Genomic DNA, 25,740 nt, shown 5'->3' with positions numbered 1-25,740 from the left:
GATCAGTGCCGTCAGCCAGGTTGCCCGGCCACCGGTCGCTCGTGTTGCTTCATGTCGATGAAGGCCTTGAAGTCGGCAAAGGTCCGCACACTCGCGATGCGTTCGTCATCGATCGAGATGCCGTATTTGCTCTGCAGGACATCGCCGATGGCGAAGAGCTCCAGGGAGTCCAGCCCCAGGTCGACGAGCGTGGATTCATCGGTGATTTCACCGGTTTCGATGCCGTGATGAGCACGCAGATAGTCGATGATGTCGCGCTCGATCAGCGCGCTGCGCGGGATCCCGTCGAGGTTCGTCATAGGTGTAGACCTCCTTGGGGGCTCAAGGCCTCAACCCCTTCGTAGGTCCACCGGACAACCCCAGCTTGGTTCATCGGGCGGCTGAGGATCAGTGGGCCTGTGCCCACGATACTCACGATGCCCACCACGCGGCGGCCGAACCGATCAGCAGGTCCGTGGCGCTGGTGCGGCGTAATCTTGCTGCGCATGCATGACGTGACTGTCGTGTTGACCGGTCCGTCCGCAGCCGTTGCGGGACGTGTCCAGCCGGCCGGCTGCAGTGGCCACGTCCAGCCGGAAGGACTCCGTCATGGCCAAGCGGACGACCTCACTGCCGTTTCCCGCACCGCCGGTTCCGCTGGTGCGTGCACTGGAACGTCTGCGGCACCGGCTTCAGCGTCTGCATCAAGGGCTCGTCCCGGCCCAGCTGGCGATGACCGAGTTGCTGATGGGGCACATGCTGTCGCAAGCCATCGCGGTGGCCGCCGATCTGGGCCTCGCCGACGCGTTGGCACCCGGGCCCCTGACCCGCGACGACTTGGCTCGCCGGGTGGGAGCGGACCCCGCAGCGCTGGCCCGGTTGCTGCGGGCGTTGACCAGTCGCGGGATCTTCCGCCAGTCGCGGGATGGCCGTTACGCGTTGACGCCATTGGCCGAAACTCTGCGCGCCGACGCACCGCTGTCGGTGGCCGGGTGGGCCCGCTATTACGGATCGCACCAATACCGCGAGTTCTGGTCGGCGCTGAACGACGCAGTGCGCACCGGAGAGCCGGTGGTTCCGGCGATCACCGGCATGGATGCCTTCAGTTATCTGGCCGAGAACCCCGATCTGGCAGCGCTGTTCAACGACGGCATGACGGCCATCTCCGAGGTGACCGCGGCCTCGGTGGTGCACGCCTACGACTTCGGGAAGTTTCCCGTGGTCGTCGATGTCGGCGGCGGCCACGGGCGATTGTTGGCCGCGATACTGGCCGCGAACCCGAACCTCCGCGGCGTGCTCTATGACCTGCCCGACGTCGTCACCGGTGCAGCGCGAGTGCTCGACCGCGCCGGTGTCGGCGCCCGGGTGCGGGTCGAGGGCGGCTCCTTCTTCGACAGCGTGCCGGCCGGCGGTGACGCCTATGTCCTGCAGTTCGTAATCCACGACTGGGACGATGAGGCTGCGCAGACGATCCTGCGCAATGTCGCGGCAAGCGCCCCGAGCGGGGCCACCTTGCTGCTGGCCGAGATGGTGATTCCGCAACACCACCGCGAGTTCACCGGCAACTGGTCCGATCTGGAGATGCTGGTGCTCAGCGAAGGACGCGAGCGCACCGCCGATGAGTATCGTGAACTCCTGCAGCACAGCGGCTTTCAGCTGAATCGGATCGTCCCGACCATCTCGCCGGTCTGCGTGCTCGAGGCCTCCCGGCTCGGAGACCCGCAAGGTGGCGACGATGAGCGATGACGACGACGTCGTCATCGTGGGCGGCGGTTCGACCGGCTGCACGCTGGCCCTGCAGCTGGCCCGGCGGGGGATACCCTGCACCGTTTTCGAGCGCCGCGACGAGCCCTTGGTCCATCCCGCCGCGCACGTCATCAATGCGCGTTCGCTCGAGATCTGGCACCAGGCCTCGGCGTCGCTGGCCGAAGAGCTCTATGCGCTGGCGACCCCCACCGAGGAGGTGGGCGGCATCCGCTGGTGCAGCGTGCTGGGGGAGCCGGCGCTGGGCGAGATCGATGTGGCAGCCGATCCCGAACTGCAGCAGCGGCTACGCAGCTACAGCCCGTTCCTGATCTCCCACATTGGGCAGCATCTTCTGATGCCGGTGTTCTGGGCAGCGCTGGAACGTGAACCGCTGGTGGATTTTCGGCGCGGCACGGTGGTCGAACGCGTCAGCGAGACGGCCGAGGGCATGGTCGTCGACGTCCGTTCCGGAGCCGGGCCGACAGAGCGGTTGGCTGGCCGGTATGTGGTGGGTGCGGACGGGGCGAACAGCGCCGTGCGTGCGGGCGCCGGCATCGAGATGCAGGGTGAAGTCCTGACCCACATCGGCAGCGTCTTCTTTCACGCACCCGGCTTGTTCGGCGCGGGGACCTCCAGGCCGCTACTGGCGTGGCTGTACGGGCCGCGGTTCTGTGGCGCGCTGGTCGCGCACGCCGACGAGCACTACGTGCTGATGACCCCCTACCTGCACCGCGACCAGGCTGTTGCCCGCGCCGGCGCGGCGTTCTGGAGCCGGGTGCTTCCCGAGGTTTTGGGCAGTGGCCAGGACTTCGCGATCCGCTCAACCGGCACCTGGACCATGACCTCGCAGATCGCCGACCGGTTTCGGCGTGGCCGGTTGCTGCTTGCCGGTGATGCCGCCCACCGGTTCCCGCCCGCCGGTGGCTTCGGTCTCAACAGCGGTGTGCAGGATGCGCAGAACCTGGCCTGGAAGCTCGCGGCGATCATCGATGGACATGCGGTCGATTCTTTGCTCGACACCTACGAGCCGGAGCGGCGACCAGTCGTGGAACGGTTCGCGCAGCAAAGCGTCAAGAACTTCTTCCGGCTCGATGAGGTCACCCGCCCGGTGGGCATCACCAACACGGCGATCTGCCGAGCGACCAACGCCGTCGCCAGACCGCCGTTGTCCTGGCTGCCGGGACGCCTGCTGGGAGCGGCCTGCGATCGAGCAACCCGGCTGCAGACCCGGCGGACCAAAGCGCTGCTGGGTTCGGGCGCCCGTGCCCGGCGGCTGCGCGCCCAGATCGCAGCGGCAATCCCGGGTCAACTCGAGCACTTCGTCTTCCAGGGCCTCGAGTTCGGCTACACCTACCGAGGCCCACTGACAGACCAGGAGAGTGCCCGGCCCCCGGACCAGAGGACCGAGGCGGAGGACGTCGTCACCTACCGCCCCACCACCAATCCCGGGGCACGCCTGCCGCACGCGGTCGTGCTGCACGAAGGTCGAAAGACCCCGGTTCACGATGTGCTGCGTGCCGACGGGCTCACCCTGCTCACCGCGAGTGCGCCCGAGTGGCGCGCTGCGCTGCACGCGCAGTGGAACTGCGCTGCCTTGCCGATCGTGACGGCCTGCTTGGCCGCCCCGGATCCGCGCGACCAGCAGCAACTGTGTGCGCTCTTCGAAGTCGGGCAGCACGGTGCCGTGCTGGTTCGCCCCGACGGCCATGTCGCGTGGCGAACGACGACGGCGGCACCGCAGGGCAGCGCGGAACTACGCGGGTTCCTGGAGCAGCACTGGCTGCCCTATTGGGGACATGCCAAGCTCGGGTGATGGCACGAACCTGGTCGTCGGTGACAGTCGAACTGCTCGAGTTTTGCGCGCATGGCAGCGGGTATGCCGTGAACCATGAGTGATCACGACAAAGCACAGCAGGACAGCCAGTCGGGATCCGGCGACCGACTGCAAGAAGCACTGGACGAAGCCGTGCGGGAAAGCGGTCCAGAGATTCCCGGGCAAGATCAGCAGACCAAGCGGGAACCCGGCACCGGCGACCGGCTCGAGCGGGCTCTCGACCGTGCCGTCGAGGAGAGCGGCCCGAAGATCCCTGGCGTGGACAAACCCAGGGAAGCACGAACTTCAGGTACTGGCGGCGGCGAGCACGCACTCGTCGGGACTTCTCCGAGAAGCTCCAGACTCGGAGTAGGCGTGGGCCAACGCCCTGCAGCCTCGGGCTAGGGTCGGTGACGTGCTCGATGACCTTTGGACAGCCGCGACCCGGCACCCCTTCCTCGACGCCGTGCGTGACGGCAGCATTTCCGACGCAGCATTCGATCGCTGGCTGGCGCAGGACGTGCTGTTCGTCGCCGATCTGCTGACCTTCCAGGCCCGGCTGTTGGCCCGCGCGCCGCGTCACGCGCAGGCGGTCATCGCCGGCGGGTGCACCGCGCTGGTCGCCGAACTGGATTGGTTCGACGAGCAGGCCGCACAGCGCAACCTGGCCCTGCCGGCCGAACCGCAGCCGGCCACGCTCGCCTACCGCGACCTGCTGCAGTCACTCGACGCGCAGCCATACGAAGCCGCGGTCACCGCGCTGTGGGTCATCGAACGGGTCTACCTGCTGGCTTGGCGTTCGGCGGCCTCGCCGACGTCCAAATTCAGTGCGTTCGTGGAGCACTGGACCGTGCCGGAGTTCGCCGACTACGTCGACGGTCTGACCGAGCTGGCGACCGACGGGCACGACGACTTGGTGGCCGAGGTACTGAAACTCGAAGTGGCGTTTTGGGATATGGCATTGGAGGCGCAGTGACACTGGCAGAGAAGTTGTGGGCGGAGAACGCAGACGTGGTCGCCGAGGTGCTGGCCAACCCGTTCGTGCGCGGCATCGGCGACGGTTCACTGCAGCGCGAGTTGTTCGCCGGGTACATCGCCCAGGACGCGTTCTTCCTCGAATCCTTCGCCCGCGCTTACGGATTGGCATTGGCCCGCAGCGCAGACACCGAGACGCTGCTGACCTTCGCCGATCTGCTCGCCGGGGTGCGTGAGGAACTCGGGCTGCATTCGTCGTATGCGGCGTCGTGGGGGATCGACATGGCCGGCGTCGTGCCGGCACCGGCCACACTGGCCTATACCGAGTTCCTGTTGGCCACCGCTGCCACATCGGATCTGGGCGTGGTGTGCGCGGCCATGACACCGTGCATGCGGTTGTACTCGCACGTCGGGAAACAGCTGGATGCCAACAGCGCCGGACCGTATGCGCCGTGGGTGCAGACCTACGCCGACCCGGGCTTCGAGGAAGTCGCTGCCCTGCTGGAACGGCTGCTCGACCGGCTGGCCGGCGATGTCGAGGCGGCCCGGGTGGCCTACCGACGCGCGATGAAGCTGGAGTTGGCGTTCTTCGACGCCGGACTCACGCTGGGCGGCTAGGCCGAGTCCGGCAGCGGCTTCCACAGGTTCGCCGGGCGGCACATCACCGTCACCACCGCACACAGCACCGCCGCCAGCCCGAATGCCACGTAGACGTTGAGCGCGTCGGCGGTGCCGCCCAGGACCGCCGCGGCGATCGGGCGCGATCCGAGGAAGCCGACCAACCAGAGCGCCATGATCCGGCCGCGCAGTTCCTCCGGGGCGCGTTCCTGCACCACGGTGGCCAGGCCGGTCATCGCCCAACCGAAGCCCAGTCCGGCCAGCGCGAAGCCCACGAATGCGACCGCGACCACTGTGCCGGCGGCGAGCAGACCGCACCCCACGGTCAGGCCCACCAGCCCGATCCCCGACACGTGTGCTGAACTGACCCGCCCTTGCAGCCCGGCCAGCACCACCATGCCGAGCGCTGCGCCGACGCCGAACACCGCCGACAAGGTGCCGACCAAAGTGGCTCCGCCACCGAGTGCGTCGGAGATCGAGGGCGCCAATGTGATCGAGGTGTCGGAGGCGACCCCCACTGTCGTCACCGCGATCAGCGCCAACAGCAGGGGGCGGTCCCGAAGGACGTACTTGATCGCGAACCGGACCCGGGTATCGGCGTCCGGGTGTCGTTCGGGCGGCGCCGGGAATCGCACGGCCAACAGGAAGATCGCGAACACCAGATGCAGGGCGGCGCTGACCGCGAACGCCGACGCCCAGCCGAAGTGTGCGGCCAGGTACGCGCCGGTGACGGGTCCGATGATCCGGCCAATGGTCATCGGAATGCTGTTGAGCGCCATGGCCGTTGACAACTCACCGTCGCGGATCAGGTTCGGCACGATGGACTGCATCGCGGGTCCGCCGATGACGAAGCCGAAGCCCACCAGCAGCGTTCCCAGCAGTACCGGCATGGCGGCCGCGGTGCCGTGCATCGAAGGATCGAGAACCAACCACACCGCGGTGAGACCAGACCCCGCGACACACAGCACGCGGCCGTTCAGGATTTGGCGCCACGGGTCGCCGGTGTCGGCCCACTTGCCGCTGATCGGGCTCAGGATCAACTGGGGTGCGAACTGCACGACCCCCACCAGGCCCACCATCAGCGCCGAGCCCGTCGCGGCGTACATCACGATGGCCGCGGCGATGCCGTGGGTCCACACTGCGACGACCGAGAACATCTTGCCCCAGAACAGCGCCCCGAAGACCGGGTCGAACATCAACTTGACCGCACCCCGCGGGCGCGCGGGCGAAGTGAGTTCCGCGGTCATGCGTCGGTCTCGCGTTCGAAGCGTTCGGTGAGCCGGCCGAGCAGTGTCACCAAGGTGTCGATATCGGTGTCCGGCCAGTCGGCGATGGTGTCGGCGACGAGTTCGCGGCGCCGGTCGCTGACTGTGGACAGTGCGTCGCGCCCGACGTCGGTCAGCACCAGGACGCACCGGCGTTGGTCGTCGGCGGCGAAAGTCTTGGTCAGCAACCCGGCATCGACCAGTCCGGTCACGGTCCGGCTGGCAGTGGAGTGCTCGACGGCGACATAGTCGGCGACGTCACGGATGGAGGCGCCGCCGGACTGTTGACATTGTTCGACCGCGCGCAGCACGCGCAACGTCGACACGCTGGTCACCGGGCCGGCGCCGTCGAGCAGGCGGCGCCGCCAACTCGGCCGCTGACGCGAGATGTGAAGCCGCGTCAGCAGGTCGTCGAGCTGGTCGTAGCGGGAGTGCTGCACGATATATATGTGTAGCACATATATATAAATGGTCGGCAATCGGGGACGAGCTGGACTCGGACGTGCCCTGCCTGCACAGAGTGTGCAGCCAGGGCACGCAAAACGGCGCGGGGCCGTGCCTTCACTGCACAGAGTGTGCAAGCAGGGCACGCAAGTTGGCAGTTTTATGTGCACTGCGTGCACCCAGTGTGCAACTACGGCACGCAACCGCCGGTCATGCAGTTCGATGCGGCGGCCACTACTGTCGTGCTACCCAAAGCTCGCGGAGAGGAAGTGCATGTCGGGTCTCTCCGCAGTTCTGCTCGGCCAGCTGACAGCACCGGCCATGGTGGTGGCGTTGTCGCCGGTGTCGATCGTCGCAGTGTTGGTACTACTGCTGCACAGCGACCGCCCACGTCCGGTCAGCATCGCCTTCCTGGTTGCCCGGCTGGCCGCGTTGGCTGCGGCGACGGCGGTTTTCCTGCAGGTGCCTCGGCTGGCGGATCGATTCGCCCAACCCAACCCGACGGTGACGACTTGGGTGCTGGGCGTCTTCGGGCTCGTGCTCGTGCTGCTCGGCGGCTGGGTGCTGCTGCGACGCGACCGAGCCAGTGCGCAACCCCGCTGGGAGGTACGTATCGCGCGACTCGGCTGGCTGGGCGCAGCGTTGCTCGGCGCGGTCTTCGTCCTGGCCAACCCGAAGATGATGGCCGCCAACGGCGTGGCCGGCGTGCTGATCGGCACCAATGTGACGGGTTTGGCGGCGGTACTGGCGATCGCCTTCTACGCCGCCGTCGCCAGCTGCACGGTTGCCGCGCCGGTGCTGGCCTACCTGGCGGCCGGGCGGCGGATCGACCCGACGCTGGAGCGCGTCAAGCTGTGGATCGAGCGTCGTCGCGCGCTGGTGACCGCGATCGTGTTGCTCGTCGTGGGCGCGGCATTACTGATCGCCGCGACGGGCGGGGCCTGAGTCTCCCGGGGCGGGTACGGGATCCACTCAGCACGCGGATCTCCTCGAAGCCCGTTGGATTCTGGTGACCCGGTTCGCCGACACGGTGGCCGGGATGAGTAGCCCGCTACGCGTGCCCGGACGTCGCGGGGTTGCGACGCTCCTGGGATGAGACGGTTCGGCGCGCGACGGCGGCGCACGGTGCTAGCTGCAGTGGGCGCAGCATGCGTGCTGCTGGCGCTGACCGGTGGCCCGGCGCGGGCCGACGACCCGACCACGTCGCCGTCGCCGACCGAAACATCGACGTCTCCATCCGAGGACATCCCGGACGTTGCGCCGACTTTCGAACTCACACCGCCTCAAGGCGGGCCGGGCGACACCCTCACGGCTACGGTCACCCAGTTCGGGGACTGCCTGGGTGAAGTGAGATTCATCTGGGACAGGCAGACCTTGCTCGGGTCGGCGCCGCTGGACTCGGGTAGCGCCTCGGTGGATCTGGTCGTGCCCGAAACGGCTGAACCCGGTGAGTACACCGTGTTGGCCGCCTGCAGCGGCGTTTCCACCCATCGCCGGGTACCGCTGAGTCAATCCTTCACCGTGACCGCGCCGGTGGCTTCCCTGACGCTCAGCCCCGATACCGGCGCGCCCGGGACCCAGCTCACCGCCACGCTGACCAATGTTCGAACCTGCCTCGGCAGCACCGGTAGTGCGGAGGCAGACACAGCGCTGCGCTGGGGCGAGGCCACCGTCGTGGTGCCGTCCGAATCGCGCATCGTCAACGACGGCGCCGACCTGCAGATCGACTTCACCGTGCCGCCGGGATCCTCGGCCGGCCCGCACACCGTGACCGCTGCGTGCGCAGACACGCAGCCGGCAGCGACGTTCACCGTCACCGCAGTGGCCGCACCCACCTTGAATCTCGAGCCACGACAAGGGCCACCCGGTTCGGTGGTTCGTGTTTCCGGCAGCGGATTCGCGTGTCCCGAAGGGGATGTGGAGCTGAACTGGAACGATGGCAGCAGCGCGCCCCAGGCTGCACCGGCGGGCAGCTTCAGTCTGTCCGTGACCGTCCCCGCGGACGCCGCGGCCGGCACCCACCGGGTGAGGGCCGCATGTCGAAACGACCCCGAGATCAGCGCCGAGCGGGCCTTCACCGTGACGAGTTCCGTGACGATCGGCGAGCGCACACCGGAGGTCACCTCGGTGCAGACCGACCGGCCTACGACCGACCGCTCCGAAACACCACCGCCATCAACGGAATCGAGCACGCCGTGGCTGCTGATCGCGGTGATCGTGGCCGCCGCGCTCGGTGCAGTTGAACTGATCCGACGGCGCCGGCCCGGGCGCCAACCGCGCCCACCGTGGGTACAAGCCGTACCCCGGGTCGACGGCTGCCCGGCCACCACGGTGCGCGAGTCACCGGAGCGCGGCGAGCAGACACGTGCCCTCCGGGTCGAAATCCTCCCGGGCACCACCACCCTGACGATCACGGAAGGCCGATGATGAGTGCACTGCTGAACGAGGCCGCCACCGTGCGCGACCTGCTTTTCACCGAAACCGCCGAGGCGCCGGCCGATGCCCTTGCAGTGTCACTGCGCGAACACGACACCCTCGGTCGGCTGCTCCCGGCCGGGCCGGTCCGCAGCGCAGCAGAACGCGAAATAGCCGCCGCCATAGACAAACTCCTGTCGCTGAGTCTGGCCGACGTCCTGGCCGCCGGGTGGCAGAAATATGAGGCACTGCAGCAGGCTGCGCGTCGGACCCGCGATGCGCCGGGTACCGAAGAAGTCGTTGTGTTGGCGACTCACCACATCGACTCGGTCCACCGTCCTCGGGTCGAGCTGCACATCGACGGGACGCCGTACAGCATCGTCGAACTCACGGTGCGCATCGGGTTCACCGTGACCGGTGCCTTGGCCGTGGTCAGACAGGGCCGTCTGGTCGAGATCCGGACCGGGTCCGCCACCGTCACGGGATCGCTTGGCGTCGCGGGCTTCGACACGATGCAGAAGCGGTGCAGTCTCGATCTGCCCGGCGCCATCCGGCGTCGCGGTGGCATCGCGCTGCTCGAAGCGTCAGCACCCGCGGCGGCCCACGGGTGTGATTCCGCAATCACAGAGCGTCTGGGCAGGTCACCATTGACCACAGCCAGTTCCATGCCCGCAGAGCAGGGGGGAGCTCACCGGTGACGACGTTCACGTTCACCGAACTCGTCGGCGGCACGGTCTATCAGATCGACGACCTGGACGAGAACACTCTCGTGACCGTCGGCGATGCGCCGCTGTCGACGCCGTCCGGACCGGCCCGCAATGCGGCGGGCGAGGTGTTGGTGGCCGCGATGGCCACCCACGAAATCGCCCATGCCCAGCCGGGTGCCGGTTGGACCAGATTCGGCACCCACGGCCCCGGAGTCGGCGCGTTCGACCGCCCGGCCGCAACGGGGTTCCTGAGTACCGGAGCGCTGCTGGTGCTCGACGCCGGAAACTGCCGGCTGGTGTGCCTCGATGATCTCACCGGTACCGGCTGGACCGCCTACGGCCACCGCGGCCTCCCGAGCGCGGGTGACGTGGCCGAAGCCGCGTTCGCGGATCCACGCGGCATCGCCGTCGACACCGCCGACCGCATCTGGGTCACCGACCCTCGCGCCCACCGGGTCATCCGCATCGACGCCGTCGATGGCTCCGGCTGGCTTCAGGTGGCGCTGCCCGCAGGCCCGAACCCGACTGTGCCGTACGGGATCTGCGATTACCAGGACGGTGTCCTGGTAATCGATGTCGGCAATGCGCGACTATTGCGGATCGACGACAACGGCGTGACGGTCAGCGCCCTCGGCGCCGGAACCTGGCTGGGCCCCACCTTCGTCACCGCCCTGGGTGACGACGTCGTCGTCGCTGACCTGGTGGCCAACGAACTGCGCCTGCTCGAACCCGACGGCGATGACTTCGCGGTCAGAGCAAGTCTGCGCGGTAGCCCACCGGATCGCCCTGTCGCACTGTTCGATTCGATCGGAGGTGTCGGGTCATGAGCAAGTCGATGCGGATCCTGACCTACAACACCCAGATGAGGTCGGCGTTGATGGAGACGGGCTTCCCGCCGTCGATCCCACCGGTCTACACCGCGCCGACCCGAGCCCGGATGATCGCCAAGGCCATCCTGACCAGCCCGGAGGAAATCGACGTCGTCTGCCTCAACGAGATCTTCGACGAACCGGCTCGGCAGATCCTGAGTCAACGACTGCGCGCGCAGTTCCCCTACCAGGTGACCAAGGCGGATACTTTCTACACCCGCGTCGTGCGCCCGGGATTCGCCGGTGATCTGGCGAGTAAGGTCTGGGAGTTGACCTTCGGTCCGGTCGCCGACCTGGCCGCGCTGGCCAAGTTGAAGCTCGAGGACAGCGGGCTGTTCCTCGCCAGCAGGTTCCCGTTCGTCACCGTGCCGGCCCCGCCCGAGGTGGCCGGTATGCTGGACCCGATCGCGTTCGCGACCGGGGTGCCGGTCGTCCGCTTCCTGATGTACGAAGCCGCATCGGACAACGACAAGTTCGCCGCGAAAGGCGTTCTCTACGTGCGCGTCAAGCCGCCCGGGGAGACCGCCCGGCACATCTTCATCAGCCACACCCAAGCCGACACCGACAAGGTCGGCGAGAACGTCGGTGACCGACGCAAGCAGATCAAGGACGTCGCGGCGTTCGTCGAAGAGTGCGTCGGCGAATCACCGCCGTTCTCCGAAGAGGTGTTCTTCCTCGGCGACCTGAACATCGTGGGGTACGGCGACTTGAACGCGGCTGCGCACCCGCCGGATCCAGCGCAGGCCCCGGAGTGGACCACGCTCTTCGGCACGCCCGGGGCGCCGATGTTCGACCAGCTCATCGACCGGTGGGGCCGCGATCAATGTCCCGGCGGAAGCTCCGGCCGCACTGATCGGGGCTACACCGCCGACGTCGTCTACCCGCCGTACCGGCAGCGCCTCGACTACCTGTTCACCTCGTCCTCCAGCCAACTGGCAGTGCAGCACCTACGGATCGACCGTGAGCTCGCCAACCCGCACGGCGTCATGCCGTTCCTCAGCGATCATCAGCCGCTGCGTGCCGATTTTCACCGGGTCACGCCGAATTGCACTCCGGCGACGGCCTTTCCGGTGCCCGACGTCGTCGACTTCGACGATGACGACGTGCTGGTCGACGGCCGGGTGAAGTGGTACCGGTTCGACATCGCCGGCACCTATGACATCGCGCTGGACCAACTCGGCGGCGAGACCACCTACGAGATCTACCTCGGTGACGACTTCAGCACCCCGCAGCACCCGTACCGCAACGCCACCGACCCCGAGCGCGGCACCCGATTCGTCTTGGCGGCACCGTTCTTCGTGAAGGTGCACCCCGTCGAGCGCCGCAGCGAATGTTCCTACACACTGCGGACGCACCGCCACGAGGGCCGAACCTGGCGCGACGCGATCGTGCTGGTGCCCGAACAGATTCGGCACGAACACTTTCCGGCTCAGCAGTTCAACGTCGATACCAGCGACGCCGACTGGGACGACTCGGAGAGCAAGTGGTTCCTCGTGGAGACGCCACAGATCCCGCTGCCGCACGGCGTCGACCTGTCGGTCGGGGTGTTCAACCAGGTCGAGGAGGACGGCGGCGGCGCGAGTCCGATCCCGGTGCGGTTGACCGTCGGCAAGTGGGATGGCCTGGACCCGCCGGCGTCGTGGATCGGCGAGACCGGACCCGACGACGCCCCGCTGAACATCAGTTGGCCAGCCGCCGAAAAGGAGCACTTCTTCGTTCTGGTGCAGCGGATTTCGTCCATTTCGCACGTGGTCTCCTTCGACATCGTGCTGAGCACGCCGATCAATCTGCTCATCGCCCGGCCGGCCATCGACACGACGTTGACCTGCCAGGAGGAAACCTCGGGCTGGGGTGCCGACGACATCGCGGTCGAAATCCGCGCCGACGGCGACTTGATCGCCGACATCCCGAACTCAGTGATCGGTGACTTCGAGGATGACGCGGTGCGCGTCGTGGGCGACAAGATCCCTGCCGAGATCACCGCGTATCTGACGGGCGTCGAAGTCAAGGTGATCGAGGAGGACGACATCGATTCCAACGACGTCGGCGTCGGCACCATCGGGCCAGTGGCGGAGATTCGCGACGACGACGACGCGAGTCCGTTCAAGCTGCTGCACCGCGGCATCGACGGCGTCATCGCGGGCACCCTGCTGATCGGGGTCGACGACGGCCGATATGCGTTCACCTGCCGGGTGGCGAAGTGGCACCCGTTGGCGTGAAGCTCAGCGCTGCTGCGCCATCGACGCCAGCCAGTTCTGCACCAGCTCACCGTCGTCGGCGTCGACGGACCGCAGTGCGGTCAGGGTCGGATGCCCGGCCGCCAGCAACGCGCTGTCGGTGCCGGGTTCGGGTTCATCGGAGACCTCGACCTCGGCCAGACGCAGAGTCCCACCGTTGATCTCCTCCACCCGGGCCTGCACAGTTCCGCCCCGGGCCAACCGCGCCTGCCGGATCGGCCCCAGTTCGCCGGCCGGTCGGTCCGGCACGTTGAGCGACAAGACGGTGTCCTCGGGAGCCTCGAACAACAACTCCAGCACGGGTGCGAGCAGCCCGGCCGCGCTGGCCCAGTGGCGCTCGCCGGTCGGGTGCAGCGCCACATCGAGGGAGACCGCCAGCGCGCGGGTTCCGCTGATCTTGGCGGTGAGCGCGGCACCGACGGTGCCCGAATGCAGCACGGCGCGACCGACATTGGCGCCGTTGTTGATCCCGGAGAGCACCACGTCCGGTCTTTCGGCGAACCAGCCGTTGAGCGCGGCGACCACGATGTGACCGGGCTGGGCCTGAACGGCCCACGCCTCGATGCCGTCCAGGTCGGGCAGTTCGCGCCGCTCGACGATGGTGCGGCCCTGCCGGCGGACCGCGCTCAGTGCGGCGCTGGCGCCACTGGACTGTTCGGCCGGCGCTGCCACGACCACCTCCAGCCCCGCCGCGAGGGCTGCGCCGGCCAGCGCGTGCAGGCCGGGGGAGTCGATCCCGTCGTCGTTGGTCACCAAGGCGCGTGGCACGCGTCGCTCCTCCTGGTCTGTCGTCCGGTGCTTACTTCCATGGCCGCACTTCAACTCGTTCGGCGAGTGCCTCTACCGCGCGGGCACCGCCGGTGCCCAGTCCGTGTCGGACCACGTTGAGCGCCCCGCACGCCGCGCCGATCTGCAAGGCCTGGTGCAGTTCGCGGCCGCCGGCGAGTGCGGCGACGATGCCGGCGGTCATGGAGTCCCCGGCCCCGGCCGGGTCGGCGGGCTCCAACGTGGGCATCACGATTTCGACGACGGTGTCGTCGTGCCCACCGAGCATGGCCAACGCCGGCGCATCCCCGGAACGTGACACCACGATGGTGTCGGCTCCGGCGTCCCGCAGTTCATGCATGGCGGCCACCAGATCCTTGGCCTCGTCGGACTTCGCCCGCTTGTCGGCCAGCAGCTCTTCGTGACTCACCTTGATCAGGTCCGGACCACCGGCGAGCACCGCCTCAAGCCGGTCACCGGCGAGATCGGCGGACACTTTGCAGCCGTTGGCGCCCAGATCGGTGGACAGCCGCCGGTACAGGTCGGCGGGCAGCGCCCGGTCGTCCTGCGGCCCGGAAAGCAGCACCCGCCCGTGGGTCAGGCCTTCGGTCAAGGTGAGTTCGTAGAGCGAGTCGAGCTCGTGGCGGTCCAGCGGACTGCCGGGGGATTCCGCGATGATCTCGCGCTCGCCGCTGCGGCGGTCGTGCACGTAGGCACCGTTGCGCGCGCTGACCGGCACGGTCCGCACCGTGACATCCGGCACCGGCAGCAGATGGCTCAGCACCTCGCCGGTCTCACCGCCGAGTGCCGCGCACAGCACGACCGGCACGCCGAGCGAGGACATCATCCGGGACTGCCAGACGCCCTGTCCGCCGGCGTGCACGTGGATGTCGGCCTCACCAGAACGGTCTTCGACGGTGACCGTGAGCACCGGCATCGGCGCGAAGATGACGACGGCGTCGCGGTCGGCGACGCTGGAATCGGCTGCGTCGCCGGAGTCTTGGGACCGACCGCTGCGGGGTTTGTTCGGTGTCATCGATGGGGAGTACCCACTCCGGGCGTTCGGCGTCACTGGGTATTCAGCGGTCGGGTCAATCCGCGTGCGGGGTCGGACTTTGCGCCGACTCCCATTTGGCCTCCAGTGACCGCTGCACGGGCGCACCCTCGGGCAGGTCGAGCTGGAACGTCTCGCCGTCGTTGCCTTCGAAGGTGACGATGAATCCGGACTCGGCTGGTTCTTTGTGGACGACTTTGTACGGCCGGTCACCCTGGCCACGGTCCAGGGTCACGATGTCACCGGGGGCGACGTCGTCGATGCGGCCGGTCACCGATGATTTCGCCATGCTCAGGTCCCCGGGACGCCGATCCACGGGATCACCGGCCGGTTGGCCGGCGGTGCGGTGGTCGACGGACGAGACTTGATCGACACACTGCCATTGGTCTGGCAGGTGGTGGTGGCGACACCAGTCGCCTGGCAGCGCCGCTCCGCGTCGGCCGCGGGCGCGCTAACCAGCGCGGCCGCTGCCATTGCGGCAATCAAGAGTGTTGACGTACCTGGGTGTTTCATGTGTTCCTCTCAACCCGCTGGCGGGCAGTCGGAAATGACGACGACGGAGTTCGGACCGAAGGGGCTGCCGCTCTCGGCAGCGCGGCGCAGCGCATCGGTTCGGGCATCTTCCACGGTGAGGCCGCCACCGCCGGCGACCCGATCGGTCTCGTCGTCGGCGACGGAGACGATGCAGACGGCGTCGTTGGTCTCGGCGTCACTGGTGCAGTCCTGGCCGCCGTCGGCCTCGCAGGCGGCGATCACCGCGGCCGCGGCTTCCTCTCGGGTGGCACCGGTGGCCTGATATCCGGACAGCGAATCACGGAACGTGCCGGTGCCGACGGCTACGTAGCTGTCTTGGGTGGTGTCATCGCCGGTGCCCGGGTCATCGGCCGGATCGGCCCACGCGGCGCCTCCCGACAGTCCGGCGGCGAGCACGCCGGCGGCCATCAGGGTTGAAATCGAACGGATGCCCATCACGGTCCTCTCGTCGCGAACTGGGGTCCGTCGTGGGCTACCCGCTGACCGGACGTCCAAACGCATCGCCGCTCGAGTCGCGAGGGAACTCCCGACCGCGGGACTCCGACCGGCACCACGACGACGCCACGTTTGGGCTGCGCTACCTGGGGTATAGCCAGCGTGCCCGTCTTTCAGAAGGTAGAGACACAGCAGCCGATCGGCGACGGCACTTCTGGTGACCGCGGGATCCTTCGGCGTTTAAATCACATTCGGTGGAGGAAACGTTGTTGCGCATTGCATCCGTACCCGCCTCGCACGTCTACGTGCGCCACCTGGCCGATCCGGACGGCGACGACGCGGTGGTCAGGTTGGCTGACCCGCAGCCCGCCGACGGGCGGACCGTGCCTGGCGGGTGGTGGCCGCCGCTGATGCTCGAACCCGGGTGGGTCAGCGCCAACCATCAAGACTTCGACGTCTTCCACGTGCACTTCGGCTTCGATGCGGTGGGCGCCGATGTACTCACCGAGGTCATGCAGGAGTTGAAGGCTCACGACAAGCCGCTGGTGTACACGGTCCGCGATCTGCGCAATCCACATCACACCGACCCCGAGACGCACATCCTGCAGCAAGACGTACTGGTCGCCGCCGCCGACACACTGATCACCCTGACCCCGGGCGCCGCCAGTGAGATCCGCCGGCGGTGGGACAAGCAGGCCTGTGTATTACCGCATCCGCACGTGTTGCCCCGCCAGTACATCGAAGCAGACCGGCGCCGTGCGGACCGGTTCGTGGTGGGTGTGCACGTCAAGAGCCGGCGCGCCAACATGGACCCGCTGCCGGTGCTCGAGGTCCTCGCCGACACCGTCGACGCATTGCCAGATGCCGCACTACGCATCGACATTCACGACGAGGTCTTCGATCCGGCGAGCCACTGGTATGCGCCCGCGTTCGGTGCCGAAGTGTTGGCGCTGGATCACCACCGACACACCTACGTGTGCGTGCATCCGTACTTCTCCGACGCCGAATTGTGGGAGTACCTTGCCGGGTTGTCGGTCTCGGTGCTGCCCTACCGGTTCGGCACCCACTCGGGATGGCTGGAAGCCTGCTTCGATCTCGGAACCGCAGTGCTGGCCCCGAACTGCGGCTTCTACGCCGAGCAGCGTGAGTGCGGCGTCTTCACCCTCACCGAGGATGAGTTCGACCCGGATTCACTACGCGCGGCGGTCACAACCGCCTACACCCGGTGGGCGGACGGCACGCCGGCTCCGCGCGCCACCTGGGCGCAGCGCCGCGCCGAACGTCGGATGCTGTCCGAGGCGCATCGTGTCTTGTATGAAGCCGCGGTGCGATGACGCAGCCGTTGCGCGTCGCGTTGATCGCCTCCTGCCGGCACCCGATCCGGCAACCGTTCGCCGGCGGTCTGGAGGCGCACGTCTGGCTGCTGGCCCGGGAACTGGCCGCGCACGGTCATCAGGTCACGTTGTTCGCCGCAGCCGGGTCGGATCCGGCGCTGGGCTGTGCCGCCCTTGAGGTGTGCGAGCTGAACCTGAGCCCGGAGGCGCGGTCGGACGTCTCGATGCCGGCCACCAGTTTCATGGATGATCACCATGCCTACTTGTCTCTGATGGTGCAGTTGGCCGGCCCGCTCGCCGAGAGCTTCGACATCATTCACAATCACAGCCTGCATTACCTGCCGGTGGCGATGGCGCCGGCGCTGCGCACGCCGATGCTGACCACCGTGCACACGCCGCCGACCCCCTGGCTGGAATCGGCGATCAAGGCGTCCAGTAGCCGCGGGTCATGGTTCGCGGCAGTGTCGGAGCACACCGCCGCCACCTGGCACCCGATCGGCGGACCGTTCGCGGTGGTACGCAACGGGATCGACACGCGAAGCTGGCCGCTGGGTCCGGGAGGTGCGTCGGTGGTGTGGTTCGGTCGCATCACCGCGGAGAAGGCGCCGCATCTGGGAATCGCGGCGGCGCGCCGGGCCGGGCGCCACATCACGTTGGCCGGCCCGATCTCAGATCCACGCTACTTCGCCGAGTTCATCGAACCGCAGCTCGGCCAGGACGTGCGCTACGTCGGACACCTCACCCAACGGCGGCTTGCCGAATTGGTAGGGGCCTCCGCGGTCGCCTTGGTGACACCGGTATGGGACGAGCCGTACGGCTTGGTGGTCGCCGAGGCGATGAGTTGTGGCACACCGGTTGTCGCTTTCGGTTGCGGTGGTATCCCTGAACTCGTCACGGCGGAATCGGGTTGTCTGGTGCCGGTCGGCGACGTCGCCGCATTGGCCGCTGCGATTCCGGTCGCCGCACAACTGGCGCGCCTGCCCGTGCACCAGCACGCGGTGCGCTGCTGCTCGGCCGAGGCGATGCTGCAGACCTACCTGACCCGCTACCGCCAGATAATCTCGGTAAAAGGCGACTCTGACGATCGGTTACTACATCCACCACCAAGGGTACGGCCATCTCGCCCGGGCCCTCAGCATCGCTGCCCAGCTACACCGGCCCGTGACAACACTGACTTCGATGAAAGTGCCGCAGCCGCACCCGTTCTCCTCGGTCATCAACCTTCCGCATGATGATGACGCCGACCGGGTACACGAACCCACCGCACACGGCGCCCTGCACTGGGCCCCGCACCACGACGCCGGCTACGGGTCCCGGATGCACACCGTGGCTCAGTGGGTGGCCGACGCCCGACCGGAAGCGGTCGTGGTGGACGTATCAGTCGAAATAGCGCTGTTCGTACGGCTTTTGGGCATACCTACGGTGGTCGTGGCGCTGCCGGGCGAACGGACAGATCCACCGCACGTGCTGGTGCACCAAGCGGCCGACCACATACTGGCCGCGTGGCCGGCCCGGTTGCACACTCCGCAGTGGTTGCAACCACACGCCCACAAGACCAGCTACGTCGGCGGCATCAGCCGCTTCGAGAGCCGACCCCGGCCGCCGAACGCGCGGAGTCCACACGATGAACCGCGGCTGCTGTGTCTGGGCGGTGCCGCCGATCAGTTCGGTGCGCGCGCTCCGGTGCCGGGTGCGACGATGCTGGGCGGCGGATCGGGAACCTGGTGCGCCGATCCCTGGCCGTACCTGTGCGACGCCGACGTCGTGATCAGCCATGCCGGCCAGAGCAGCGTGGCCGACATCGCCGCGGCCCGACGCCCGGCCGTGATCATCCCACAACAGCGCCCCTTCGCCGAACAACACGCCACCGCAAAGATGTTGGGCGGCAATGGATTGGCGATCGTCACGCCCCGATGGCCCCGGCCGAACCAGTGGCCCGAGCTGCTTCGTCGGGCCGGGGCGGCCGATCCGCAAGGCTGGTGTCGTTGGCAGGTGGCCGGCGCGGCCGCGCGGGCCGCCCGGGCGATCGAACGCACTGCGGCGGCCTGCCGCCAGGATCGGGCCCGCGCATGAGAACTGCCGTCATCACTGCGGTCCACGGCCGGCATCTACACCTGCGCAACCAAATTCGTGGCCTCGCCCGCAGCACCCTGCATCCGGAGGCGTACCTGGTGGTGGCGATCGACGACCCGGCGATCGCGTCGGTCCTGCACGACGAGTGCCGCCCCGCGACGGTGGTGGAGTGCTCGGCAGGAGTGCACCTTCCGATGGCGCGAGCGCGAAATATCGGCGCGCGGCACGCCATAGCGGCCGGTGCCGAACTGTTGGTCTTCCTCGACGTCGACTGCATCCCCGCGACCAGGCTGCTCGAGCGCTACCGGGCCGCGGCCGAACACCTCGGCCGCCGCGATGCTCTGCTGTGCGGACCGGTGACCTATCTGCCCCCGCCCGCGCCCAGCGGGTATGACCTGGCCAGGCTGGACTGCCAAGTCTGCCCGCATCCGGCCCGGCCCACGCCGCCGGCCGACATCAGCATGCAGACAAGCGATTACGCATTGTTCTGGTCGCTGTCGTTTGCCGTCCACCGATCCACCTGGGAGCGCATCGGCGGCTTCTGTGAGGAGTACGAGGGTTACGGCGGCGAGGATACCGACTTCGCCTGGTCTGCCCGGTCAGCCGGCGTCCCGATGTTCTGGGTGGGTGGGGCGCACGCCTTCCATCAGTACCATCCGGTCGACGACCCGCCGGTGCGGCACCTGCACGACATCGTGCGGAATTCCCGAATCTTCCACCGGCGCTGGGAGAGTTGGCCCATGGCGGGATGGCTGTCGGCGTTCGCCGAGCAAGGTCTGGTGACACGTGACCGCGACGGAACGCCTCGGCTATGCCGACGCGGTTGAGGGGGCCCGGCGTAGCCGGACCCCCTCAGTGACCAGAGTCGTTGCGGTGGTTACGGGTTGACGTACCGCTGGCCGTGGTGCCGGACCGTGGTGTCGACCTTGGGTACGTTCACCTGCTGCTGCTGGTTGTCCAACCACTGGTGACGGTCGATGCCGGTGGCGATGTCGACGGCCAAGTTCAGGGCCGGGGCGGCAGCCTGCGCAGGGGCGGCCAGACCGATCAGGCCGGCAATCAACCCGCTCGCAGCGACGGTGGCAATACCAATCTTCTTCATCTCCATGCCCTTCCTTCGTCTCTAACGGAGCCCGGTCGGTGCCTGAGTTGGCTCGCCAGGAGATGCGCCGCCTCGGGTATGACTACCGGGATTGCCGATGTACATACCGTTCAACTCAGCTTTATCTGGATTCATTCCAATTAAGCTCAGACGTGATGCAGCCCACGTTTAGCTGCGATGAACGCCGTCGGACACAGCAGGAATCGCCGAGCACGATGCATTCGCCGCAGAAAACGGCGCGGGGGTTCAGCCGGGCTACCGGCTGATCGAGGAAAGAGCCGACGCGGACGTCAGAGCAACTCGGTCGGGGTGATCTGCTCGCGCGGCGGGTTCAACCGCAACAGCAGCCGCCAGATGTCAGCGGGCCGGACCGCGATCAGATCCACCGCATGCGGATCGGTGGGGTGGGCGATCAGGAACGACGCCGGGGTGTCCACGGCGATCACGGCGGCTCCGTGGCGAGCGCCGGCGTGGTCTTCCCAGAGCGTCTGGGCGTGCCAGGCCCGCCACTGGCCGGCGCGCAGGCGCAGCGACGGCAGCCAGTTCGGCCGGCGCGCGGTCGGCGATCAACCTGGCCGCGAACTGCCGGTTGGCCGCGTCGCCGGCCAAGATCGCGTCGAACACCCGCCGCCGCAGCGACACGAAAGCCTCCGCGGTGCCGGCGCCGCTGTCCAGTCCGTCGCGCGGGCCGAGTTCGATCGTCACCCGCATCGCGCGCCGCAAGGCGATACCGGGACACGAGCGGGAGTACGAAGAACTCGTCCGCGAGATGTTCGCACTGATGAAGCAACACCGCGGTTTCCAGGGTGCCGAACTGATCCCGCCGGCACACGCCGGCGAGGTCTACCAGGTGGTGGTGCACTTCGCGAGTGAGGCCGACCTGACGGGCTGGGACAACTCGGCCGACCGGAAGGCGATCCTGGGCCGGATGCGCGAGCACGCCGAAAGCGAACCCGAGCATCGGCGCCTCGACGTGCTCGAGGAGTGGTTCATCGGTCCATCGGTGCCGGCCGCGATGCACCCGCCGAAATGGAAGACCGCGGTGGTGACCTGGATGGGCATCTGGCCGCTGGTGTCGGTGATCAACTGGATCCTGAATCCGATCTGGGCCGACCTCGGCCTGCCGTATCTGTTGATCACCGCGATCAACGTGGTCTTCATCGTCGGGTTCATGACGTTCCTGGTCGCGCCGGTGCTGACCAAGTTGATGAAGTGGTTCCTGGTGCCCAAAGCGCAGCGATGACGTGGGATTTCGGTGCGTTTGGGGGCGCCTGGCGCACCTGGGCGCACCGAAATCGCGTCAGTGTGGCGACTTCTCGCCGGCCCGCACCGCGATGCTGATGGTGTTGCCGCTGACCGGCATCGGGCAGGTGGCGTGATCGGTGAACGCGAACCACATGTTGATGGTCAGGTTGAAGTCGAGCACGACACTGCCGTCCGGGGCCGGGTCATCGAATTTGAGCTGGCGCCACGCCGGGGTTTCGATCCCGTTGGTGGGGTCGTGGAATTCGATGCTCAGACCGGTCTTGATGTTGGTGGCGACCAGTCGCTGCGGTTGGCCGTCGATGCTGAACACCACCTCACCCATGGCGGGCAACTGTTGACGCAGTTCGGGTTTGTGCGTCGCGACGTCGACGGTGCGGCCGGGCGGGTAGGGCTCGAAGGTCGCCGGGATCACCCAGGCCGGGTCGTAGTCGAAGGTGGGCACCCCGGCGAAGTTCTCGCGGTCCGGCGAGGTTTGGGCCCGGGACCGGATGGCCAGCCGGCCGCCGCGGCGCAACAGCTCGATCTCGGTGTCCCCGAGTTCGGCCCAGGGCACCCGGCTGGTCTCGGCGACAGTCTTGCGTGAGCGGCCGTCGACCAGGCTCCCGTCGACGGTCAGCCCGTCCTGCGGTGCGGCGTCGAGGTAGGCGTGCTCGCCGTCGCTGGACCAGCGTCCCGGTAGTCCCTCGAGTTCGGTGGGCTGATCGGGCAGCCAATGAAATCCGGTGAGCGTCAACCAGCCTCGTGGTTGGGGGAGCTCGGCTTCCCGGGCGCGCCGGAACTCCTGCCACTGTTGGAACCCGTCGGTCATCTGCACTCCTCACCGAGCAGTTGTCTCCATGATGGTCGCCGGAGTCGCAGCGTGTCGGGACTTTGGAGGCTGGGGTGCAGCAGCCCCGAGATTGGCCGCTCGGGCGAATTGCTAGCGGAAATCTGCTGCGGCGACCACCTGTTGTCGCTGCTGAACCAAGGAGGTTGTGCACGAATGTCACCGCTCAGCGCCGGCATGTGCACATTACAAATGCTGGCGCTGAGCGGTGACATTCGTGCACAGATTTGGTGCTATCGGAAGCACCGGGCAGCGGTTCAGCTTCCATACAGATGCAAGGCTTGCGCGGCGGCGGTGGCGATGTCTCCGCTGAGCGAGATGATCGGCGGGCCGCCACGCACGTGGATGACGTTGGCCAGCACCACCACAAAGGTATCCGAGCCCGGATCGATCCACAGCGTGGTGCCGGTGAAGCCGGTGTGCCCGAAACTGCCGACCGGGAAGATCTCGCCCCGCGCGCCGGAATGCGCGGTGTCGATGTCCCAGCCCAAACCCCGCAGATCGGTTCCGGACAAGCCGTCGTGGCCAGGCTGCTGCGGAGTGGTCATCAACTCCGCGGTCGCCTGCTGCAGCGGGAACGGGCTGGGCCGGCCGGCGAGGCGATCCAGCAACGCTTGGGCGTAGCGGGCCACGTCTTGTGCGGTCGCGAACACCCCGGCGCTGCCGACCACGCCGCCCATCCGGCGGGCGGTCGGGTCGTGCACGGTGCCGCGCAGCTGCTGCCCGAAGTGCGGGTTGAGCTCCGGGGTGTCTTCGTCCAGCGCGGTCGGCGCGACCCGGGCCAACAGGTCGGTGTCCCAGCTGCCCGGCGGGCACTGTTCGGGTACGGCGGCATCGGCGTCGAAGGACAACGCATTGCCGACGGTCCGGTACGGGCCGCAGGCCTCCGTCGCCGGAAGGTAGTAGGTGTCGGCCATCTGGAGCGGGTCGAAGATGTTGTTCTGCATGTAGACATCCAGCGGCTCGCCGGTCAGCCGTTCGATCACCTCGCCCAGCAGGATGAACCCGATGTCGGAGTAGTGGAACAGCTCGCCGGGTGGATACACCACCCACGCCCCCAGCGCACGGTGAATGCCTTCGGCCTTGTCGGCACGCTCGAGTCCCCAGGGCCCGTCCAGGCTCAGATCACCGGCGATCCCGGAGGTGTGCGTGAGCAACATGCGCAGCGTCACCTGCGCGCGGCGCGGATCGCCGGTGGGGTTGAACTCCGGCAGATAGTCCTGCACCGGGTCGTCGAGTTCGAGTCGGCCCTGCTCATAGAGCTGCATGACGGCGGTTGCGGTGGTCAGGCTCTTGGTCAGCGACGCCAGGTCGAACAGGGTGTCCTCGGTCATCGGCTCGGCCGGCGCCGGCGCGCCGTCGAGTCCTGGTTCGCCGTCGAGCTTGCGGGATCCGAACGCCTCCCGGAACACCACGTTGCCGTCGTGCCCGATCAGCACCACCGCTCCGGGTGGCCGGTTCGCCGCGATCGCCTGATCGACCAGCTGCGCGACCGCCCCGAAGTCGGCGATCGGGACGACTTCCGGCGTGGACGGTGCGGGCCGAATGGTGGTCGGGGCCAAAGCGGCCGCCGTGGTGTCGGTGGCCGGTGGCGGCGGTGCTTCGGCCGGCTGGGTGCACGACGGCGCCGCGGCCACCCCGAGCACCACGATGCCGGCGGCGCAGACCTGCGCGATGCGGGATCCGGACAGGCTCACCCGATCGACGGTAATGGACCCACTGTCGTCGTAAGGTCAGGCCGATGAATCGAGGTTGCTGGTGACCGACTATGGCCGGGAGTTGCAGTTCGGGGTGTTCGTCACGCCGCGGGTCGATCTGTTGGAGAACAGCCGAGCGCTGGCCGAATTGGCCGATGATTCGCTGGATTTCATCGCCGTGCAGGACCATCCGTACCAGCGCCGGTTCCTCGACGCCTGGGCGTTCATGTCCGATCTGTTGCTGCGTACCGAACGGGTTCGGGTGGTACCCGACGTCGCCAACGTTCCGTTGCGCAATCCGGCGGTGATGGCCAAGACCGCGGCCAGCCTGGATCTGCTGTCCGGCGGCCGGGTGGAGCTGGCACTGGGCGCGGGCGCGTTCTGGGATCCGATCGTGGCGATGGGTGGCCCGCGCCGCACTCCGAAGCAGGCCGCGCAGGCGCTGCAGGAGGCCGTCGCGGTCACCCGGTTGATGTGGTCCGGGCAGCGCGCCGTCAAGTACGACGGTGAGTTCTACTCGCTCGCCGGGCTGCATCCCGGCCCGCAACCGGTGCACGACATGCAGATCTGGTTGGGTGTGGGCGGGCCGAAGCTGTTGCGTTTTCTGGGTGGTCACGCCGACGGCTGGGTTCCGTCGAACACCTATTTCCCTGTCGAGAAGCTGCCGGGCATGCAACGTCTCATCGATGCCGGGGCCGCCGAAGCCGGTCGTGATCCGGCGTCGATCACCCGCGCCTACAACGTCTTCGGCAAGATCACCGAGGCGCCCGGAACGGATCCGTTCGTCGGCCCCGCCGAACGCTGGGCTCAGACGTTGACGTCGCTGGTCCTGGATACCGGCATGGACACCTTCATCTTCGCCACCGATGACGACGACGTCGATCAAACCCGGCGGTTCGTTGCGGACGTCGTGCCGGTGGTGCGTGACGAGGTGGCGCGCGCCCGCGTTTGAAGCAGAGTCCTACGATGTGCTCATGCCGTCACCGTCGCCGTCGCCGGCCTGCGTCGGGTCTGCGTGTTCATGCCGACTGCGTTGCGTGCGCTCCAAGTAAGGCGACATGTTCTTCGTCATCGTCCTGGCGATCCTGACGGCGCTGCATCTGTACCTGTGGAAGCGGCTGATTCGGGACACCACGGCGACGAGACGGGCCCGCTGGGCCGGCACCGCTGCGTTGCTGGTGCTGTTCGCGGCGGTGGTCGCCGCACTGGTCGCGCCCCGGATGCTGGGTATCAGCTCGACGCGGTGGATTGCCTGGCCGGGATATCTGTGGTTCGGCCTGGTTGCGTACCTGTTCCTGACTCTGCTGGCGCTGGAACCGCTGCGATTGGTGCTGCGGCCCTGGACCAAGCGCCGGCGTGCACCAGCGCGGGGCGCCGTCGCTGAGCATGCCGACGAACCTCGGGTCGAGACCGCGGACGCCGAAGAGCCGCGCGGTGCAGGGTCGCCGTCGTTGGACCGCCGGCTGTTCCTGGCCCGTTCGTGCGCGGTCGCGGCCGGCGCGGTTTCGGTCGGGCTGGTGGGGACCGGCACGGTGACCGCGCTGGGCCGCCCGGACCTACTGCAGGTTCCGGTGCGGCTGCGGCGG

At 67.9% G+C, this 25,740-nt stretch carries 27 protein-coding genes and 1 pseudogene; 16 read left to right on the top strand and 12 right to left on the bottom strand.

The genetic code is table 11. The features are described from left to right. Nucleotides 1–11 precede the first annotated feature (11 nt). Nucleotides 12–299 (bottom strand): acyl carrier protein, encoded by a 288-nt coding sequence (locus AC5Y3P_RS09210; RefSeq protein WP_500045601.1) that lies wholly within the window; start codon nt 297–299, stop codon nt 12–14. A gap of 289 nt (nt 300–588) precedes the next feature. Here AC5Y3P_RS09210 and AC5Y3P_RS09205 point away from each other — a divergent pair, with 289 nt between their 5' ends. The 4 genes from AC5Y3P_RS09205 to AC5Y3P_RS09190 all read left to right on the top strand — a co-directional run bounded on the left by AC5Y3P_RS09205 (nt 589) and on the right by AC5Y3P_RS09190 (nt 5,131). Beyond that, entirely contained in the window at nt 589–1,725 is a 1,137-nt protein-coding gene (locus tag AC5Y3P_RS09205; protein WP_500045600.1) for a methyltransferase, read from the top strand. Next, a complete protein-coding gene (locus AC5Y3P_RS09200; protein WP_500045599.1) occupies nt 1,715–3,538 on the top strand; it encodes an FAD-dependent oxidoreductase in 1,824 nt (607 codons plus the stop codon). Before AC5Y3P_RS09205 ends, AC5Y3P_RS09200 begins: the two co-directional genes overlap by 11 nt. A gap of 415 nt (nt 3,539–3,953) precedes the next feature. Then, the gene (locus AC5Y3P_RS09195; RefSeq protein ID WP_500045598.1) at nt 3,954–4,514 is read left to right on the top strand and encodes a TenA family protein; all 561 of its coding nucleotides are present in this window, start codon (nt 3,954–3,956) and stop codon (nt 4,512–4,514) included. Continuing rightward, nucleotides 4,511–5,131, top strand: a complete 621-nt coding sequence (locus tag AC5Y3P_RS09190) for a TenA family protein (RefSeq protein WP_500045597.1) — start codon at nt 4,511–4,513, stop codon at nt 5,129–5,131. The genes AC5Y3P_RS09195 and AC5Y3P_RS09190 overlap by 4 nt, the downstream gene beginning before the upstream one ends. Here the strand turns inward: AC5Y3P_RS09190 and AC5Y3P_RS09185 are convergent. Both AC5Y3P_RS09185 and AC5Y3P_RS09180 read right to left on the bottom strand, forming a co-directional pair. After that, nucleotides 5,128–6,378: an MFS transporter gene (locus tag AC5Y3P_RS09185; RefSeq protein WP_500045596.1), complete on the bottom strand. Its 1,251-nt coding sequence runs from the start codon at nt 6,376–6,378 to the stop codon at nt 5,128–5,130. The two genes, AC5Y3P_RS09190 and AC5Y3P_RS09185, sit on opposite strands and share 4 nt — an antisense overlap. Then, the gene (locus AC5Y3P_RS09180; RefSeq protein WP_500045595.1) at nt 6,375–6,836 is read right to left on the bottom strand and encodes a MarR family winged helix-turn-helix transcriptional regulator; all 462 of its coding nucleotides are present in this window, start codon (nt 6,834–6,836) and stop codon (nt 6,375–6,377) included. Before AC5Y3P_RS09180 ends, AC5Y3P_RS09185 begins: the two co-directional genes overlap by 4 nt. 277 nt (nt 6,837–7,113) lie before the next feature. Between AC5Y3P_RS09180 and AC5Y3P_RS09175 the strand changes: the two genes are divergently transcribed. The 5 genes from AC5Y3P_RS09175 to AC5Y3P_RS09155 all read left to right on the top strand — a co-directional run bounded on the left by AC5Y3P_RS09175 (nt 7,114) and on the right by AC5Y3P_RS09155 (nt 13,050). Beyond that, the gene (locus tag AC5Y3P_RS09175) at nt 7,114–7,785 is read left to right on the top strand and encodes a GAP family protein (protein ID WP_500045594.1); all 672 of its coding nucleotides are present in this window, start codon (nt 7,114–7,116) and stop codon (nt 7,783–7,785) included. 192 nt (nt 7,786–7,977) lie between these two features. Beyond that, nucleotides 7,978–9,267 (top strand): hypothetical protein, encoded by a 1,290-nt coding sequence (locus AC5Y3P_RS09170; RefSeq protein ID WP_500045593.1) that lies wholly within the window; start codon nt 7,978–7,980, stop codon nt 9,265–9,267. Nucleotides 9,268–9,296: 29 nt separating this feature from the next. Continuing rightward, nucleotides 9,297–9,953: a hypothetical protein gene (locus tag AC5Y3P_RS09165; protein ID WP_500045592.1), complete on the top strand. Its 657-nt coding sequence runs from the start codon at nt 9,297–9,299 to the stop codon at nt 9,951–9,953. Continuing rightward, nucleotides 9,950–10,789, top strand: coding sequence for an NHL repeat-containing protein (locus AC5Y3P_RS09160; RefSeq protein WP_500045591.1), 840 nt, complete (start codon nt 9,950–9,952; stop codon nt 10,787–10,789). Before AC5Y3P_RS09165 ends, AC5Y3P_RS09160 begins: the two co-directional genes overlap by 4 nt. Further along, the gene (locus AC5Y3P_RS09155; protein WP_500045590.1) at nt 10,786–13,050 is read left to right on the top strand and encodes an endonuclease/exonuclease/phosphatase family protein; all 2,265 of its coding nucleotides are present in this window, start codon (nt 10,786–10,788) and stop codon (nt 13,048–13,050) included. The genes AC5Y3P_RS09160 and AC5Y3P_RS09155 overlap by 4 nt, the downstream gene beginning before the upstream one ends. Before the next feature lie 3 nt (nt 13,051–13,053). Here the strand turns inward: AC5Y3P_RS09155 and surE are convergent, their stop codons facing one another. The 5 genes from surE to AC5Y3P_RS09130 are packed head-to-tail and all read right to left on the bottom strand — an operon-like array spanning nt 13,054 to nt 15,856. Next, nucleotides 13,054–13,836, bottom strand: a complete 783-nt coding sequence (gene surE, locus AC5Y3P_RS09150) for a 5'/3'-nucleotidase SurE (RefSeq protein WP_500045589.1) — start codon at nt 13,834–13,836, stop codon at nt 13,054–13,056. A 31-nt stretch (nt 13,837–13,867) separates the two neighbouring features. After that, nucleotides 13,868–14,869 carry a 1-phosphofructokinase family hexose kinase gene (locus AC5Y3P_RS09145; RefSeq protein ID WP_500045588.1) on the bottom strand — a complete coding sequence of 334 codons (1,002 nt, stop codon included), beginning with the start codon at nt 14,867–14,869 and terminating at the stop codon, nt 13,868–13,870. A 55-nt stretch (nt 14,870–14,924) separates the two neighbouring features. Next, nucleotides 14,925–15,176 (bottom strand): hypothetical protein, encoded by a 252-nt coding sequence (locus AC5Y3P_RS09140; RefSeq protein ID WP_500045587.1) that lies wholly within the window; start codon nt 15,174–15,176, stop codon nt 14,925–14,927. A gap of 2 nt (nt 15,177–15,178) precedes the next feature. Further along, the gene (locus AC5Y3P_RS09135) at nt 15,179–15,361 is read right to left on the bottom strand and encodes a hypothetical protein (RefSeq protein WP_500045586.1); all 183 of its coding nucleotides are present in this window, start codon (nt 15,359–15,361) and stop codon (nt 15,179–15,181) included. 48 nt (nt 15,362–15,409) lie between these two features. Beyond that, complete coding sequence (locus AC5Y3P_RS09130) at nt 15,410–15,856, bottom strand: DUF4189 domain-containing protein (RefSeq protein ID WP_500045585.1); 447 nt, start codon at nt 15,854–15,856, stop codon at nt 15,410–15,412. A 266-nt stretch (nt 15,857–16,122) separates the two neighbouring features. On the opposite strand from AC5Y3P_RS09130, the gene AC5Y3P_RS09125 reads away from it, so the two are divergent. The 4 genes from AC5Y3P_RS09125 to AC5Y3P_RS09110 are packed head-to-tail and all read left to right on the top strand — an operon-like array spanning nt 16,123 to nt 20,090. Beyond that, nucleotides 16,123–17,190: a glycosyltransferase family protein gene (locus AC5Y3P_RS09125; RefSeq protein WP_500045721.1), complete on the top strand. Its 1,068-nt coding sequence runs from the start codon at nt 16,123–16,125 to the stop codon at nt 17,188–17,190. Further along, nucleotides 17,187–18,422: a glycosyltransferase gene (locus AC5Y3P_RS09120; RefSeq protein WP_500045584.1), complete on the top strand. Its 1,236-nt coding sequence runs from the start codon at nt 17,187–17,189 to the stop codon at nt 18,420–18,422. The genes AC5Y3P_RS09125 and AC5Y3P_RS09120 overlap by 4 nt, the downstream gene beginning before the upstream one ends. Beyond that, nucleotides 18,376–19,263, top strand: a complete 888-nt coding sequence (locus AC5Y3P_RS09115; RefSeq protein WP_500045720.1) for a glycosyltransferase — start codon at nt 18,376–18,378, stop codon at nt 19,261–19,263. Before AC5Y3P_RS09120 ends, AC5Y3P_RS09115 begins: the two co-directional genes overlap by 47 nt. Next, nucleotides 19,260–20,090, top strand: a complete 831-nt coding sequence (locus AC5Y3P_RS09110) for a glycosyltransferase family 2 protein (RefSeq protein WP_500045583.1) — start codon at nt 19,260–19,262, stop codon at nt 20,088–20,090. Before AC5Y3P_RS09115 ends, AC5Y3P_RS09110 begins: the two co-directional genes overlap by 4 nt. Nucleotides 20,091–20,140: 50 nt before the next feature. Here AC5Y3P_RS09110 and AC5Y3P_RS09105 read toward each other — a convergent pair whose 3' ends face one another. Both AC5Y3P_RS09105 and AC5Y3P_RS09100 read right to left on the bottom strand, forming a co-directional pair. After that, the gene (locus AC5Y3P_RS09105) at nt 20,141–20,365 is read right to left on the bottom strand and encodes a hypothetical protein (protein ID WP_500045582.1); all 225 of its coding nucleotides are present in this window, start codon (nt 20,363–20,365) and stop codon (nt 20,141–20,143) included. A gap of 290 nt (nt 20,366–20,655) precedes the next feature. After that, a complete protein-coding gene (locus AC5Y3P_RS09100; protein ID WP_500045581.1) occupies nt 20,656–20,811 on the bottom strand; it encodes a hypothetical protein in 156 nt (51 codons plus the stop codon). Nucleotides 20,812–20,954: 143 nt separating this feature from the next. Between AC5Y3P_RS09100 and AC5Y3P_RS09095 the strand changes: the two genes are divergently transcribed. Further along, the gene (locus AC5Y3P_RS09095; protein ID WP_500045580.1) at nt 20,955–21,608 is read left to right on the top strand and encodes an antibiotic biosynthesis monooxygenase; all 654 of its coding nucleotides are present in this window, start codon (nt 20,955–20,957) and stop codon (nt 21,606–21,608) included. A gap of 57 nt (nt 21,609–21,665) precedes the next feature. On the opposite strand, the gene AC5Y3P_RS09090 is transcribed toward AC5Y3P_RS09095, so the two are convergent. Both AC5Y3P_RS09090 and AC5Y3P_RS09085 read right to left on the bottom strand, forming a co-directional pair. Further along, nucleotides 21,666–22,439, bottom strand: coding sequence for a DUF1684 domain-containing protein (locus tag AC5Y3P_RS09090; RefSeq protein WP_500045579.1), 774 nt, complete (start codon nt 22,437–22,439; stop codon nt 21,666–21,668). A gap of 275 nt (nt 22,440–22,714) precedes the next feature. Beyond that, nucleotides 22,715–24,154: a serine hydrolase domain-containing protein gene (locus tag AC5Y3P_RS09085; RefSeq protein ID WP_500045578.1), complete on the bottom strand. Its 1,440-nt coding sequence runs from the start codon at nt 24,152–24,154 to the stop codon at nt 22,715–22,717. A 61-nt stretch (nt 24,155–24,215) separates the two neighbouring features. On the opposite strand from AC5Y3P_RS09085, the gene AC5Y3P_RS09080 reads away from it, so the two are divergent. Then, nucleotides 24,216–25,106: an LLM class flavin-dependent oxidoreductase gene (locus tag AC5Y3P_RS09080; protein ID WP_500045577.1), complete on the top strand. Its 891-nt coding sequence runs from the start codon at nt 24,216–24,218 to the stop codon at nt 25,104–25,106. Nucleotides 25,107–25,212: 106 nt separating this feature from the next. Further along, nucleotides 25,213–25,740: pseudogene (locus AC5Y3P_RS09075) on the top strand (metallophosphoesterase); the annotation flags it as partial.

The sequence above is a fragment of the Mycobacterium sp. NGS45 genome (genome assembly GCF_059812645.1).
Note: the sequence above shows the minus strand (reverse complement) of the source record. Positions and strands in the feature narration are given on the sequence as shown.

Excerpts from the sequence above, each read along its gene's own strand:
- AC5Y3P_RS09210 (WP_500045601.1), bottom strand. The coding sequence starts at position 299 with ATGACGAACCTCGACGGGATCCCGCGCAGCGCGCTGATCGAGCGCGAC.
- AC5Y3P_RS09205 (WP_500045600.1), top strand. The coding sequence starts at position 589 with ATGGCCAAGCGGACGACCTCACTGCCGTTTCCCGCACCGCCGGTTCCG.
- AC5Y3P_RS09200 (WP_500045599.1), top strand. The coding sequence starts at position 1,715 with ATGAGCGATGACGACGACGTCGTCATCGTGGGCGGCGGTTCGACCGGC.
- AC5Y3P_RS09185 (WP_500045596.1), bottom strand. The coding sequence starts at position 6,378 with ATGACCGCGGAACTCACTTCGCCCGCGCGCCCGCGGGGTGCGGTCAAG.
- AC5Y3P_RS09175 (WP_500045594.1), top strand. The coding sequence starts at position 7,114 with ATGTCGGGTCTCTCCGCAGTTCTGCTCGGCCAGCTGACAGCACCGGCC.
- AC5Y3P_RS09155 (WP_500045590.1), top strand. The coding sequence starts at position 10,786 with ATGAGCAAGTCGATGCGGATCCTGACCTACAACACCCAGATGAGGTCG.
- AC5Y3P_RS09145 (WP_500045588.1), bottom strand. The coding sequence starts at position 14,869 with ATGACACCGAACAAACCCCGCAGCGGTCGGTCCCAAGACTCCGGCGAC.
- AC5Y3P_RS09140 (WP_500045587.1), bottom strand. The coding sequence starts at position 15,176 with ATGGCGAAATCATCGGTGACCGGCCGCATCGACGACGTCGCCCCCGGT.
- AC5Y3P_RS09135 (WP_500045586.1), bottom strand. The coding sequence starts at position 15,361 with ATGGCAGCGGCCGCGCTGGTTAGCGCGCCCGCGGCCGACGCGGAGCGG.
- AC5Y3P_RS09130 (WP_500045585.1), bottom strand. The coding sequence starts at position 15,856 with ATGGGCATCCGTTCGATTTCAACCCTGATGGCCGCCGGCGTGCTCGCC.
- AC5Y3P_RS09120 (WP_500045584.1), top strand. The coding sequence starts at position 17,187 with ATGACGCAGCCGTTGCGCGTCGCGTTGATCGCCTCCTGCCGGCACCCG.
- AC5Y3P_RS09110 (WP_500045583.1), top strand. The coding sequence starts at position 19,260 with ATGAGAACTGCCGTCATCACTGCGGTCCACGGCCGGCATCTACACCTG.
- AC5Y3P_RS09105 (WP_500045582.1), bottom strand. The coding sequence starts at position 20,365 with ATGAAGAAGATTGGTATTGCCACCGTCGCTGCGAGCGGGTTGATTGCC.
- AC5Y3P_RS09090 (WP_500045579.1), bottom strand. The coding sequence starts at position 22,439 with ATGACCGACGGGTTCCAACAGTGGCAGGAGTTCCGGCGCGCCCGGGAA.